The following is a 12,046-nucleotide window of genomic DNA, read 5'->3' as shown; positions in this document are numbered from 1 at the left end:
TCGGCCATCTCATTACTCCTGTCCTCAAGATTGCGCTTCAACAGCCGCAATCCTTCAAAACAGAAGCCTCAACCGCAAACCGACCTGCCAAATGCCGCGTCAGCGGCTTCGTTCAATCCTATTCGATTCCGATAAACGCTGAACCGCTCTAGTGTGGAGCGGGATCAAGGATCCCGCTCCATCCAGCTGGGGTTCCTTGGCAACAGGCATGGGCTGGTGTGGGTAGGGGGCTACCGTGTTATGATAGGCTCGATTTGGCGACAGAACTTCCCATGACCGTCTCCGTCGGTGTGAAGTTCGGAAATTCGTTCGAGCGGTGGCGTGAACGCCATCTGCGCGTGCTGATGCTTGCGCCAGCCATGCTCGTGCTTCTAACGCTTACCATCTTCCCGTCGATCTACATGATCTTTGCCGCAACGACGCGGATCAGCCCCAATCCAAATTTGCCGTGGCAATTTGCGGGGGTCGACAATTTTCTCAGGTTGTTGACCGACGAGCAATTCCATGTCGGCCTGTGGAACACGCTGATATTCACTGTCTTTGCGGTGGGCACCGAGTTCCTCCTGGGCCTCGGTCTTGCCCTGCTGCTCGACCGCTACATCCGCCGGATGAACTTCCTGAAGACGGTCCTGATGCTACCGATGATGCTGCCGCCGGTCGCGGTGGCGATCACTTGGAAACTCATCTACGAACCGCAGTTCGGCGTCCTCAACGAGATCATGTTCCAGCTCGGCCTGCCGCTCCAAGCCTGGGCGGGTGACGTCAATCTCGCGATGTTTTCGGTTGTCGTCGCCGACGTCTGGCAGTGGACGCCCTTTGTCTTCCTGCTGATGCTTGCCGGATTGGCCAGCCTGCCGAACGAGCCTTACGAGGCCGCGGCGATCGACGGAGCCTCGGCCTGGCGTCAGTTCTGGGACCTGACACTTCCGTTTCTGAAGCCGGTGATCGCTATCGCCCTGTTGTTGCGGATCATGGATGCGCTGAGGCTTTTCGACCTTGTCTTCATCCTGACCGGTGGCGGACCTGCCGACCGAACCAAGACACTCAGCCTCTACATCTACCAGGTGGCCTACCGCTTTGCCGATCCAAGCTATGCGGCTGCCATTTCCCTTTTCGTGCTGTTCGCGACGGTCGCATTCAGCACATGGTTTATCAAGCGCATGCGGCTGGCTGACTAGGAGTCCGGATATGCCGCGCGGCAGAACGAGCATCGATATCCAACGCATCGGCGCCTATGTGACGATCGCGGTGGCGCTTGTGATCACCCTGTTCCCGGTCTATTGGATCGCGGCCAATTCGTTCAAATACGACATCGACATCTTCTCGATTCCGCCGCAGTGGTTGCCTTCCAACCCGACCCTGAAGCACTATCATGCCGCATTCATCGAGCGGCCTTTCCTCATCTATGCGCTGAACAGCCTGATCATCGCTGCATCGACCACGCTCGTCTCGGTCGTCTTCGGCTCCATGGCCGGCTATGCGCTCGCCCGGTTCCAATATCCGGGCAGATGGCGTTACCAGATCTCCTTCTGGATTCTCTCGACGCGCATGATGCCGCCCATCGTCACAATCATCCCGCTCTATATCGCGTTCAATTACCTCGGCATGCTGAACACCAAGCCGGCTGTGATCATCGCCTACACGGCGTTCAACCTGCCTTTCGCCACATGGATGATGAAAAGCTATTTCCAGGATCTGCCCGTCGAACTTGAGGAAGCGGCGATGGTTGACGGCGACACGCGGTGGGGCGCCTTTCTGCACGTCGCCTTGCCGCTCGCTCGGCCCGGTCTCGCAGCCACCGCCATTTTCTGCCTGATCATTTCGTGGAACGAATTCCTGCTTGCCCTGGTGCTGACCCTGACCGAAAGGTCGCAAACCCTGCCTATCGGCATCGCCGGGCGCGTGACGCAGTACAGTACCTATTGGGGCGAGATCAGTGCGGCTGGTTTTACCGCCTGCATCCCGATCATGATCTTCGCCTTTATCGTCCAAAAGCACCTCGTGCGCGGTATCTCCTTCGGCGCGGTCAAGGGTTGAGCGATGACCTCGGTCACTTTCCAGGGCGTGGTCAAGAAATTCGGCGAATTCATCGCCGTAAACGACCTGAATCTCGAGGTGCGCGACAAGGAGTTCCTTGTTTTGCTCGGACCTTCGGGCTGCGGCAAGACCACGACGATGCGCATGGTCGCCGGCCTGGAAGAGGTCAGCGCTGGCGACATCTTCATTGGCGGTGACCGGGTCAACGACGTGCTGCCGAAATATCGAGACGTCGCGATGGTGTTCCAGTCCTATGCGCTTTACCCGCATTTCAGCGTCGCGGACAACATCGGATACCCATTGAAGATCCGTAAGGTGCCAGAGGAGAAGCGGCGGCAGATGGTCATGGAGGTCGCACGGCGGGTCGAGCTCGATCGCCTGCTTGACAGGCTGCCGAAGGAACTCTCCGGCGGACAGCGCCAGCGCGTCGCACTCGCCCGTGCCATTATCCGCACCCCCAAGGTCTTCCTCATGGACGAACCGCTCTCCAATCTGGATGCCAAGCTGCGCGTGCAGATGCGGGCTGAACTCAAGCACCTTCAGCACGAGTTGCAGGTGACGACGATCTACGTCACCCACGACCAGATCGAGGCGATGACGCTTGCCCACCGGGTGGCGGTAATGAGTAGGGGGGTGATTGAGCAGCTTGGTACACCGAAAGAGATCTATAATAACCCACGCACCCTTTTCGTGGCCGGGTTCATCGGCTCACCACCGATGAATCTGATCGACGGGGAAGTCAGCGACGGCGCCTTCACAAGCGCTGGCGGTATCAAGATCGGTGGCCTTGGGCATTCGAACGTCGCGGATGCGGTGCTCGGCGTTCGCCCGGAGGACGCCCACTTGCTTCCTGGCGGAAGTGGGAAGGCCAATGTCACCGCCCCGATCTATTCGGTCGAACTGACCGGCGAAAGCACGCTCGTCACGGTGCGTGCAGGAGACTCGCTTTTCACGCTTCGCGCCGACAAGAGCTTCGTTGGAGATTTCGACCAAATGGTGAATGTCAGCTTCGCACCGGAACGGGTGTTTCTCTTTGATCGCAAGAGTCAAAATCGCGTCGATTTCTAAGATGTTCTCCGCCGTGGCAGCGCTCATATGGGTCGCCAGCGCGACAGCCGGCGGGGAGACGATTCCTGGCAATCCGCTTATAGATATAACGGCAGGTCCATTCGTCTTCGGTAGCGACGCAGGCAAGGAGAACGAGAGGCCCCAACGCATCGTCGAAGGCAAGGCCTTCGCTATGAACGAAATAGAGATCACCAATGCGCAATATCAGCGCTTCGTGGATGCAACCGGGCATCGTGCGCCCTTTTACAGCGGGCATCCCAGTCTCGGCCTGCCCGACCGCCCTGTCGTCGGCGTCAGCTTTTCGGACGCCGAGGCATTTTGCGCCTATCACGGCCTGCGGCTCCCATCCGAGCAGGAGTATGAGCGCGCGGCGCGCGGCATGGGCGGTGCTCTCTTTCCCTGGGGCAATCTGCCGGTTGATGCCATGCGTGCCAACGGCGGAGGTAGTCCCTGTTGCCGCGCCGATAACAGCGACGGCTATGACATGACCGCGCCCGCCCGCTCGTTTCCAAAAGGTGCAAGCAAGGAACACCTGCTCAACCTTGTCGGCAATGTGTGGGAGTGGACCCGCGATTTTTATGCACCCTACAGCGGCGGGACATCGCCCGATATTGCTGGCAAGTACCGCGTGCTTCGCGGCGGCGCCTGGAACAGCGATCCCAGTCGCCTCAGCACCACCTACCGGCTCGCCTACGATCCCGACTTCCGCTTTGCCGCCACCGGAGGCTTTCGATGCGTGCGCTCTCAGGACTGATGGCCCTCGCATTCATGGCGATGGCAACGCCCGGATTTGCCGAGCCAAGGGCGGCGCCCGGATACGATGTCGAAATCATTCGAAAGCCAGGGGCAATCTTCGCTGGGCTCGCGCATGACGGCGGCGCGCTTCTTGTTACGGATCTTGCCGACGGCCGGCTGTATCGGCGCACGCCGGATGGCCGTTTTATCGCCTTCGGCCCAATCCTGCCTCATGGCAAGGATGTGATCGGCGACCCGACCGGTCCCTACCGAGTGGCACGCCGCGGCGACAACTACCTTGTTGCCCAGGGCTGGACACCGGCCGACCAAAAAGATGGTCCGAACGACCACGCGGTTCTCGAAGTCGACGAAAGTGCAGTGGTCAGGGCCGTCAGCAACGATTTCTGGAACCCCTACGATTTTGCCCTATTTGGCGAGATGATCTATGTCGTCGATGCTGCGCGGAATTCGATCGAACGTCTTTCTGGCGACGGCGCCAAGGTATCGCTTTTTACCTTCGCCCGGTTGACAGTCAGCGGCCAGGAACTGACGGCCTTGTCTCCGACCGAGTTCGGCGACAAGCGGCACTACGAGACCGATGCCGTCCCGACCGGCATTGCCGCCCATGACGGCCGCCTTTACGTTTCCCTGTTCGGCGGATTTCCTTTTGTCGCGGGTAGCGGCCGTATCGTCTCCCTTCTCGATGCGGGCAAAGTGAACACCGTCCGTATCGAGGCGGTCGATCTGAATGCTCCAGTCGACATCACGTTCGATCAGAAGGGCGAGATGCTGGTCCTTGAGCATGGCACTTTCGATCAGGCTGGCTCATGGACTTCCGGGACCGGAAAGCTCATCTCGTTGAACCCTGCGACCGGTAAAAGACAGACACTTCTAGGCGGGTTGACCCGCCCGGTTGCTGTCCTCGCCTGCAATGACGCCGAAATCGTCGTGTCGCAGCTCGACGGCGTGTTGATTTTTCTTAGACATGCAGTCAAACCGCGCCCATAGAGCATGTTGCAGCCAAGTGGAATCACTTGGCGTCGCACACATGCGGCAAAATCAATTGGTTAGACCATGATGTCGTCCGAAAACCGCTTCACACTTTTCGGCATCGTGGTCTAGATTTAAAGGCTGTGTGAGAAGGCCTGCTTTCGCGATGAGGCGACGTGGCCTCAATCCGCGGCTTAGGCAGTCGGTCGTACATGCTGCGTATCGAATAGGCCTTGAGAGTTCAGCGCCTTTCAGGCTTTCATTAGCCATTCGTGCTCGGCTGCGTTGTGGAATTTCCATGTCCGCTTCGGCCCTGCCATGACGTTGAGATAATAGAGGTCGTAACCGTGGCAGGCTGCGCAGGGATGGTAGCCCTTCGGCACCAGGACCACGTCGCCATCTTCAACGGCCATGGCCTCGTCCAGTGAGCGATCGTCAGTGTAGACCCGCTGGAAGGCAAACCCCTGCGGGGGGTTGAGCCGGTGATAATAGATTTCCTCGAGATAGGATTCGGCCGGCAGATTGTCCTGGTCGTGCTTGTGCGGGGGATAGCTCGATGTATGCCCGCCCGGTGTGATGACCTCGACCACCAGGAGTGAGTCGGCAGGCTGCCCCTCGGGCAGTATGTTTGTCACGTGGCGCATGTTGGTGCCCTTGCCGCGCGTTTCCTGCCCAATATCACCAGGGTTGATAACACGTGCAGCCAACCCACTGCCAAGGCCGGGAGCCGAGCAGACGGCAAGTTCGAGATCGGTTTCTGCTGTCACCGACCAATCCAAGCTTTGAGGCGCATAGACCGCCCACGGCTTGCCCTCGAATGGCGACATGCGCTCGCCGAGCGAGCCAAGGTCCGTGCCGGCCGCATGTATCGTGCCTCTTCCGGTGACGAAGACAAGGCAGACTTCGCGCTCGCCTGTCTCGGCCGATACGGTGTCACCGGGCTGCAGGCGATAGAGATCGAACCCGACATAGGTCCAGCCTGCGCTTTGCGGCGTCACCTGTATGACGCGGCCTTGCTTGCCTTTTTCCGGTCGGATGAGAAGCTTTGACATTTCGGGCCTATCCCTTCGGCTGGGCATCCGCCGGCTTGTTCAGGTGGAAGAACTGCCAGATGCCATAGGCGGCAAAACCAAGCGCGAGCACGTAGTCCTTCATCTGTCCAATCTCGGCTCAGATCAGGCTTGCCTCGCCAAGAAACCACTTGATGTTGTTGTAGCCGAGTCTGGCATATTTCAAAGGTTCGGCCTTCTTGGGGTCCTGTTCAGCCTCGACGACCACCCAGCCAGAATAGTCCGACAATTCCTTGAGGATACGAACATAGTCGATCAGGCCGTCGCCAGGTACAGTATAGATGCCCTCCAGTACCGAATCGAGAAAAGGCCAGTCCTCACGGTTCGATTGCCACATCACATCTTCGCGCACATCCTTGGCATGGAAATGGCTGATACGAGGCTTGTAATGCCGCGCCAGCCGGACCGGATCGGCACCGCCCCAGGTGGCATGGCCGGTGTCGAGAAGCAGGTGCACAGCCTCGCCCGTCGCCTCCATGAAGCGATCAATATCTGCCTCGGACTGGACACAGGTTCCCATGTGGTGATGGTAAACGAGTTGCAGGCCGTATTCGTCGCGCACCGCTTGGGCAAGCGCCGTGTAGCGTTCGCCAAAGCGCTTCCACTCCGACTTTTTCAGCACCGGCCGTGCCGATAGCGGCACCTTCCTGGCGCCATGGATGGCATTCGATGTTTCCGCCGCTATGAAAACGGTCGATCCCATTTCCTTCAGCAGAGTGGCATGCCCTTGCGCTGCCTTGAGCTCATCCTTGGCGCTGCGCACCAATAGCTCGGTTGAATACCAGCCGCCCACCAAGACATGGCCGAATTTTTCGAGAATTGGCCTGAGTTTGTCCGATTGTCTCGGGAACTTATTGCCAAGTTCCATGCCGACGAAGCCGGCTTCCTGTGCCTCGCTGAGACAGGTTTCGAACGCGATATCGCCGCCGATTTCCGGCATGTCGTCATTGGACCAGCCGATGGGATTCGCCCCGATACGGATCATTGCTTCGTCTCCAGGTTCTACCTCGCCGTAATTGAAGATGGCGCCGACCCTCCCCACAAAGGAGAGGGATAGAAGCTAGTCGCCGACATTTTGCCGGCGCCGGTTTTGTTCATAGGTCTTGCGTGCTGCCTTGACTTGCTCGCGCGAACTCACTTCGGGTATGGCGACATCCCACCAGAAACCACCGGCCTGAGTGGAAACCAACGGGTCGGTTTCGATGACGATCACCGTCGTGCGCGTGTTCATCTTCGCGGCGGCAAGAGCCGTTTCCAGTTCGGCGATGGACGATACCTTCTGGGAGATCGCGCCCATGCTGGCGGCATGCGCGGCGAAGTCGATATGGGGCAGCGACTCGTGCCGCGCATCCTTCAAGAGATTGTTGAAGTTTGCGCCGCCCGTCGCCATTTGCAACCGGTTGATGCAACCGAAGCCGCGATTGTCGAGAAGCACAATGGTGAGCTTCAGTCCAAGCATCACCGACGTGGCGATTTCAGAGTTGAGCATGAGGTAGGAGCCGTCGCCGATCATGACGACGATTTCCTTATCGGGTTTCGCCATCTTGGCGCCGAGGCCACCGGCGATCTCGTAGCCCATCGTCGAAAAGCCGTACTCGGCGTGGAACGATCCGGGTTTGCCGGCTTGCCAAAGCTTGTGCAACTCACCCGGCAATCCGCCGGCGGCATGGAGAACCGTAGAGCCGGCGCCCATGATGCGTTGCACTGCGCCGATCACTTGAGCCTCAGAAGGGTAGGCGGCGTTGGTGGTCGCGGTCATCTTGGCGGCCTCCGCCTGCCACGCTGCCTTGCCTTCGCGCGCGTTCAGGGTCCAACTGGCTGGCGCCTTCCAGCCTTTGAGCGCTGTGCCAAGCTCGGCCAATCCCTCGGCGGCGTCTGCGACCAGCGGCAGGGCACGGTGCTTGCCCGCATCGAACGGCTGCACGTTGAGGCCGATGATCGTCTTGGCCGCATTCTGGAACAGCGCCCAGGAACCTGTGGTGAAGTCCTGGAGCCGCGTGCCGATCGCCAGCACCGCATCCGCTTCCTTCGCCAGCCGGTTGGCCGCCTCGGTGCCGGTCACGCCGACGGCCGCCATGTTGAGAGAGTGGTCGTCGGGAAGCGAGGACTTGCCGCCTTGCGTCTCGCAGATCGGAATGCCGGTTGCCTCGACAAATTTTGCGAGTTCATCCGATGCCTGCGAATAGAGCACACCGCCCCCGGCGACGATCAGGGGCTTCTTCGCCTTCTTCAGCGCATCTGCTGTCCTGGCCAGTTCCAGGCGGTCGGGGCGAGGCCTACGTGGAACCCAGGTCCGTTCCGCAAAGAAACTCTGCGGATAGTCATAGGCTTCGGTCTGGACGTCCTGGCAGAGCGCCAAGGTGACCGGCCCGCATTCGGCCGGATCGGTCAACACCTGCATGGCGCGGTTGAGCGCGGGAATGATCTGCTCTGGGCGCGTGATCCGGTCGAAATAGCGGGAGACCGGGCGGAAGCAATCGTTGACCGATACAGTGGCGTCGCCGAAATCCTCGACCTGTTGCAGGACAGGATCGGGAATGCGGTTGGCGAACACGTCGCCCGGCAAAAGCAGGACTGGCAAGCGATTGACATGGGCGAGGGCGGCGGCCGTCACCATATTGACCGCGCCAGGTCCGATCGAACTGGTCGCTGCCATGAAGCGGCGACGGAAATTCGCCTTGGCAAAGCCGATTGCCGCATGTGCCATCGACTGTTCGTTTTGGCCACGGAAGGTCGGCAGTTGGTCCCTAACAGAATAAAGCGCTTCGCCTAGACCGGCGACGTTGCCATGGCCGAAGATCGCCCACACGCCCCCAAAAATCGGCACCTTCGCACCCTCGGCCTCGGTCGTCTGAACGGATAGGAAGCGGGTCAGTGCCTGCGCCATCGTCAGGCGGATTTTGCTTGCCATGTTCATTTCCTCCCGCTGTCTCGTGCTCCCTTGCGACTGCGCGCTGCAAGCCACGCTTCGCTAAGTTGATCGAAACGAGCGGCCATGACGGCGATGGCTTCGTCATCCGTCATGCGCCTTGCGAGCCATTGCTCGGCGGCATCGATGAAGATAGGGCGGCCCACCGCGAACCCCTTCACGGTTGATGTATCCGCTGCTGCCGCAAACGCAGCCTCCTGTTCGTCCCGCCGCCCTTCCGCCACAAGCAGGACGACGCCGCGGCACCAGGGGTCGTTCTTCACGATCGTGGCCTCGATCTTCGCCCATGCTGCTACTGAAGCCTGTGGCTCGAGCTTCCACCAGTCCGGCCTGATGCCCAGTGCATAAAGTTCTTCAAGTGCGCGCGAAATCGTCGTCTCGTCGAGAGCGCCATGCTTGCCGGCAATGATCTCGATCAACAATTCCCGGCCAACCTTGCGGGCCGCCTCGAACAGGCTGCGCAGTTTCTGCTGTTGTTCGGTCTTGAGTGCCTCCGGATCGTCCGGATGGTAGAAGCACTGGCATTTGATGCAATGCTCGACCGGCCAATCGATCAATTGCGAGCCGATATCCTGCGAGAATTCAAAGCGCAGCGGACGTGAACTTGGCTGCTCGACCGGCCGCCCGAGCCATGCGAAGCTATGGCGGGCGAACTCGAACATCGCCTCGCGGCCGTATTTTTCATCGATCAACATGCCGTAGCCGGGTCGACCCTTGGCAACCTCACCAGCCGCCTTCACTGCCAGAACCTTGAACGCCTCGATCCGGGAGAGGTCAACTCCCGCTTTCCTGGCGGCGTCCTCAAGCTGGACGCTATCGTCGCAAGCGAATGCCATCAGCGAGGGTATCTCATGCCGCCGGGTCGTTGCCCAGTGGATGTGGCTGATCGCCTCGTCCTTACGCAGCGCATGATACCGGCTGCCGTTCTTCAGAAAGAACTCCAACTCTTCGAACGTAGGATACTCCGGAGAGCAAAGCAGGCGCGACACCGCGAATGCGCCGCAGGCGTTGGCCCATGTCGCCGCCACCGTGAGGCTTTCACCTTTGAGCCATCCACGCAGAAAGCCAGACATGAAGGCGTCGCCCGCACCGAGCACGTTGTAGATTTCTATGGGAAAGCCGTCACCGACGATGCCGTCTTCGAGATCGTTGCTGATTGCGCCATCATAGACGATGCACCCCATCGCGCCCCGTTTCAGCACCAATGTCGCTGCCGACAATGAGCGGATTGTCTTCAGCGCCTCCAGGAGGTCGCTTTCACCCGAAGCGATTAGCACCTCTTCCTCGGTGCCGACGATAAGGTCGCAATTGGGCAGGACGGTCTTCAGCCGCGCCGAGACACGATCGGATTTGATGTAGCGTCCAAATCCTTCCGCGTGCCCGGCAAGTCCCCACAGGTTCGGCCGGTAGTCGATGTCGAACACGACCTTGCCGCCCTTAACCTTGATGGCCCGCATCGCCTTGCGCTGGGCGGCGTCACTGTTCTCACGGGAAAAATGGGTGCCGGTTACGACGATGGCGCGTGCCGATTGAATGAAGGTCTCGTCGATGTCTTCAACTGACAGCGCCATATCGGCGCAATCGCCGCGGTAGAAGATCATCGGCGATACGCCCTCATCCTCGACTGACAGCAGCACCAGCGCGGTGAGACGATCCGGATCGGTTTTAACGCCATCGACGCACACATTCTCCCGCGTCAATTGCTCGCGGATGAAGTTGCCCATCTGCTCGTCGCCCACGCGGGTGAGCAGCGCCGATCGCAGCCCGAGCCGCGCAGCGCCGATGGCGATGTTGGCGGGACAGCCGCCGACCGACTTGGCGAAGGAGATTATGTCCTCGAGGCGAGAGCCGATCTGCTGCCCGTAGAGATCGACCGAAGCACGACCGATCGTGATGACGTCGAGCGGCGCAGCTTTCGTTTCCACGGCTTCGCTCACGGGAACTCCCCGCAACCTCATTGTTGTGGGTGACTATGGCGGCTCATCCATCACTATGAACTCTCAGTTCCAAACAACAGTCAATATGGAATACAGGTTCTTTCTGCGTGTGAGATGGGAGGCCGCCCCTGCCGGGGCCGGCCGATCGAAGCGGTCGACAACCAGCGCCGGTGGCCTGTCCTTCTGGAAAGCGGCCGGAATGTCGTCCACTGCGCGTCGAAACAGGACGGGTGCCGTACCCACACCGATCATGCGGCACAAGGTCATGGCGGCATACTGCGCGGGCGAAGCCGTCTACGCCGCGAGAACACCGGACATAGGTCAAACTGCCAACGGCTCAAAGGCTGCGCTTATACTGGGCAATCTTGAGAAAAACCCAAGACTAGGGCACAATCGAAAGACGCATCTGAAGTGCGCAACTGTCTCGAATTCGGCTGGTTCACAGCGAGTGACAGTTCGCGTCGGAGGGGGCGTCAATGGTTCAGGGGCTGTTTCTTCTGTTCGCTATGGCGTCCGTGATCACGGCCGTGACCTTGGTCTTGGCGCGCAATCCCGTTCACAGCGCATTGGCGCTAATGGCGTGTTTCCTGCAAATCTCGGCAATCTTCGTCCTGCTCGAGGCGCCACTGCTCGCCGTCATCCAGATCTTCGTCTATGTCGGCGCGATCATGGTCCTGTTTCTTTTCGTGATCATGATGGTTGATGTGCGCGAAGCGGTGCTGCAGCGGTTCTTGCCGGGCAGCAATCTCCCGGCGCTGGTGCTGCTCGTCCTACTCGGCGTCGAGATGCTGGTGCTGGTCAACTGGAGCAGCGAATTTTCAGCTACGGGCTCCCTCGCCGAGAGCGACGGCAGCGAGATCAGACAACTCGGCACGACGCTTTTCGCCGACTATCTGCTGCCGTTTGAAGTCGCCTCCATTATCCTGCTGGCCGCCTTGGTCGGTGCCATAATGCTGGCGCGAAAGGAGCGGGGCTGATGGTGCCGCTCTGGTGGAGCATCGTTCTCGCAGTGGTCCTGTTCGTCATCGGGGCGGCGGGCGTGCTGCTCAGGCGCAACATCCTCGTCGTGCTGATGTCGCTGGAGTTGCTTCTCAACTCGGTCAACATCAATTTCATCGCTTTCGGCCGCCACTACGGCGACTTCCGCGGGCAGATATTCGCGATCTTCGTCATTGCAATCACTGCGGCGGAGGTGGCCATCGCGCTCGGCATACTGGTCGCCCTCGTGAGGAACAAGTCCACCCTCAAGGTCGACGACGTCACCATGATGAAAGGATAGC

At 59.8% G+C, this 12,046-nt stretch carries 11 protein-coding genes; 7 read left to right on the top strand and 4 right to left on the bottom strand.

The features are described 5' to 3' along the window. Positions 1-272 precede the first annotated feature (272 nt). From EET67_RS21955 to EET67_RS21935, 5 genes are read left to right on the top strand one after another with little or no spacing between them, the layout of a single operon-like run. Entirely contained in the window at positions 273-1,178 is a 906-nt protein-coding gene (locus tag EET67_RS21955) for a carbohydrate ABC transporter permease (protein ID WP_128628361.1), read from the top strand. A 10-nt stretch (positions 1,179-1,188) separates the two neighbouring features. Continuing rightward, a complete protein-coding gene (locus EET67_RS21950) occupies positions 1,189-2,037 on the top strand; it encodes a carbohydrate ABC transporter permease (protein WP_128628360.1) in 849 nt (282 codons plus the stop codon). 3 nt (positions 2,038-2,040) lie between these two features. After that, positions 2,041-3,105 (top strand): ABC transporter ATP-binding protein, encoded by a 1,065-nt coding sequence (locus tag EET67_RS21945; protein WP_128628359.1) that lies wholly within the window; start codon positions 2,041-2,043, stop codon positions 3,103-3,105. Further along, on the top strand, positions 3,038-3,859 hold the full coding sequence (locus tag EET67_RS21940) for a formylglycine-generating enzyme family protein (RefSeq protein ID WP_342634680.1): 822 nt from the start codon (positions 3,038-3,040) through the stop codon (positions 3,857-3,859). The genes EET67_RS21945 and EET67_RS21940 overlap by 68 nt, the downstream gene beginning before the upstream one ends. Before the next feature lie 14 nt (positions 3,860-3,873). Further along, positions 3,874-4,848, top strand: a complete 975-nt coding sequence (locus EET67_RS21935; RefSeq protein WP_245451122.1) for a ScyD/ScyE family protein — start codon at positions 3,874-3,876, stop codon at positions 4,846-4,848. Positions 4,849-5,081: 233 nt separating this feature from the next. Here the strand turns inward: EET67_RS21935 and iolB are convergent, their stop codons facing one another. The 4 genes from iolB to EET67_RS21915 form a co-directional block, all read right to left on the bottom strand. After that, entirely contained in the window at positions 5,082-5,882 is an 801-nt protein-coding gene (iolB, locus tag EET67_RS21930; RefSeq protein ID WP_128628357.1) for a 5-deoxy-glucuronate isomerase, read from the bottom strand. 118 nt (positions 5,883-6,000) lie between these two features. Further along, entirely contained in the window at positions 6,001-6,885 is an 885-nt protein-coding gene (iolE, locus tag EET67_RS21925; protein WP_128628356.1) for a myo-inosose-2 dehydratase, read from the bottom strand. Between the two features lie 75 nt (positions 6,886-6,960). Then, the gene (gene iolD, locus EET67_RS21920) at positions 6,961-8,811 is read right to left on the bottom strand and encodes a 3D-(3,5/4)-trihydroxycyclohexane-1,2-dione acylhydrolase (decyclizing) (protein WP_128628355.1); all 1,851 of its coding nucleotides are present in this window, start codon (positions 8,809-8,811) and stop codon (positions 6,961-6,963) included. A gap of 2 nt (positions 8,812-8,813) precedes the next feature. After that, a complete protein-coding gene (locus EET67_RS21915; protein ID WP_128628354.1) occupies positions 8,814-10,766 on the bottom strand; it encodes a bifunctional 5-dehydro-2-deoxygluconokinase/5-dehydro-2-deoxyphosphogluconate aldolase in 1,953 nt (650 codons plus the stop codon). 476 nt (positions 10,767-11,242) lie between these two features. Here EET67_RS21915 and EET67_RS21910 point away from each other — a divergent pair, with 476 nt between their 5' ends. Beyond that, positions 11,243-11,743 (top strand): NADH-quinone oxidoreductase subunit J, encoded by a 501-nt coding sequence (locus tag EET67_RS21910; protein WP_128628353.1) that lies wholly within the window; start codon positions 11,243-11,245, stop codon positions 11,741-11,743. Then, entirely contained in the window at positions 11,743-12,045 is a 303-nt protein-coding gene (gene nuoK / locus EET67_RS21905) for an NADH-quinone oxidoreductase subunit NuoK (RefSeq protein ID WP_128628352.1), read from the top strand. Before EET67_RS21910 ends, nuoK begins: the two co-directional genes overlap by 1 nt. Position 12,046: the final 1 nt, after the last annotated feature.

Source organism: Borborobacter arsenicus, from assembly GCF_003934165.1.
GTDB classification, from domain to species: domain Bacteria; phylum Pseudomonadota; class Alphaproteobacteria; order Rhizobiales; family Rhizobiaceae; genus Pseudaminobacter; species Pseudaminobacter arsenicus.
The sequence above is the reverse complement of the archived record's forward strand: the minus strand, read 5'-3'. Positions and strand labels throughout refer to the sequence as shown.

Excerpts from the sequence above, each read along its gene's own strand:
- EET67_RS21955 (WP_128628361.1), top strand. The coding sequence starts at position 273 with ATGACCGTCTCCGTCGGTGTGAAGTTCGGAAATTCGTTCGAGCGGTGG.
- EET67_RS21950 (WP_128628360.1), top strand. The coding sequence starts at position 1,189 with ATGCCGCGCGGCAGAACGAGCATCGATATCCAACGCATCGGCGCCTAT.
- EET67_RS21945 (WP_128628359.1), top strand. The coding sequence starts at position 2,041 with ATGACCTCGGTCACTTTCCAGGGCGTGGTCAAGAAATTCGGCGAATTC.
- EET67_RS21940 (WP_342634680.1), top strand. The coding sequence starts at position 3,038 with ATGTCAGCTTCGCACCGGAACGGGTGTTTCTCTTTGATCGCAAGAGTC.
- EET67_RS21935 (WP_245451122.1), top strand. The coding sequence starts at position 3,874 with ATGGCGATGGCAACGCCCGGATTTGCCGAGCCAAGGGCGGCGCCCGGA.
- iolB (WP_128628357.1), bottom strand. The coding sequence starts at position 5,882 with ATGTCAAAGCTTCTCATCCGACCGGAAAAAGGCAAGCAAGGCCGCGTC.
- iolE (WP_128628356.1), bottom strand. The coding sequence starts at position 6,885 with ATGATCCGTATCGGGGCGAATCCCATCGGCTGGTCCAATGACGACATG.
- iolD (WP_128628355.1), bottom strand. The coding sequence starts at position 8,811 with ATGGCAAGCAAAATCCGCCTGACGATGGCGCAGGCACTGACCCGCTTC.
- EET67_RS21910 (WP_128628353.1), top strand. The coding sequence starts at position 11,243 with ATGGTTCAGGGGCTGTTTCTTCTGTTCGCTATGGCGTCCGTGATCACG.
- nuoK (WP_128628352.1), top strand. The coding sequence starts at position 11,743 with ATGGTGCCGCTCTGGTGGAGCATCGTTCTCGCAGTGGTCCTGTTCGTC.